We start from the raw sequence: 1267 nt of genomic DNA, 5'->3' as shown, positions 1-1267 counted from the left end.
CCAAATTTCACCGCTAACTGCGATGAATTTACTTGCAATAGGCCCGCTATTGACGCGTAAATTCGCCTTGTTTTCACTGAAAACCTCTGGCTAGAGAAAATAAATTTAAATATCACCATTATTTAATACGTTAGTAAATCTCTTAACCAAAGTTCAGGTTAATTAATTTGAGGGATTAAACCTGACGCTAACGACTGCATGAATGCAGGAGATAGAGCAATACAGGAGCAATTACCAAGAGCAACTAGAGAACGAATTTTTTGCCTTGTTATTGACACGATTTTCTCACCTTAAAATAGAGCATTTAAATTAAGCGAATTGGTATAATATAGCAATTACAAGAATATATGTGTGACCAAAACTGTGATCACTAATGGTTTTTTACTTCGGTTAATTTTTTAACTATATAAACTTAAAGGTTAATTTATTTTATGTGTGAGTTACTTGGTATGTCAGCCAATGTGCCTACTGATATCTGTTTTAGTTTTTCAGGCCTTTTAGAGCGCGGTGGGAATACGGGACCTCACAAAGATGGGTGGGGTATTACCTTTTATGAGGGTAAAGGCTGTAGAACCTTTAAAGATCCTGAGCCGAGTTATCAGTCCGAAATTGCAAAGCTGGTTAAAGCATACCCTATTAAAAGTGTGTCAGTAATTAGCCATATTCGCCAAGGTAACCGCGGGCGAGTATGTCTAGAAAACACTCATCCATTTACACGTGAGTTGTGGGGGCGCGAGATTACATACGCACACAATGGGCAATTGTCTAATTATCATGATTTAAAAACAGAATATTATCGTCCGGTGGGAAATACCGATAGCGAACTGGCGTTTTGTTGGTTGCTTGATAAAATTCGCGAAAAATACCCTAAGCGTCCAAGTAATATGGCGTCGGTTTTCAGATATGCCGCTAAGCTTTCGCATACACTGCGTGAAAAAGGGGTGTTTAATATGCTACTTACCGATGGCGTATTTGTTTTAGCTTATTGCACTAATAACTTACATTACATAACGCGCCGTGCGCCATTTGGTAAAGCAACATTAATTGATGCCGATATGGTGGTTGATTTTCAACAAGAAACCACACCAAACGATGTAGTAACAGTGATAGCCACAAGGCCTTTGACGAATGATGAGCGATGGCAAAAAATGCAGCCAGGGGAGTTTGTGTTATTTAAAATGGGTGAACTTATATAGCTCACCCATTTTATTTAAATAACCTGAAAATAGCTGCTTGAGATAGATTTATTATCCAGAGTTCAGGTTAA

At 38.1% G+C, this 1267-nt stretch carries 1 protein-coding gene; it reads left to right on the top strand.

Features of this window, described 5'->3' with window-relative positions; translation table 11 throughout:
- Nucleotides 1–431 precede the first annotated feature (431 nt).
- Nucleotides 432–1196, top strand: coding sequence for a class II glutamine amidotransferase (locus tag CWB66_RS20420; RefSeq protein ID WP_138586868.1), 765 nt, complete (start codon nucleotides 432–434; stop codon nucleotides 1194–1196).
- Nucleotides 1197–1267 lie beyond the last annotated feature (71 nt).

The organism is Pseudoalteromonas sp. S558 (assembly GCF_005886635.1).
Lineage (GTDB): Bacteria > Pseudomonadota > Gammaproteobacteria > Enterobacterales > Alteromonadaceae > Pseudoalteromonas > Pseudoalteromonas aliena.
Note: the sequence above shows the minus strand (reverse complement) of the source record. Positions and strands in the feature narration are given on the sequence as shown.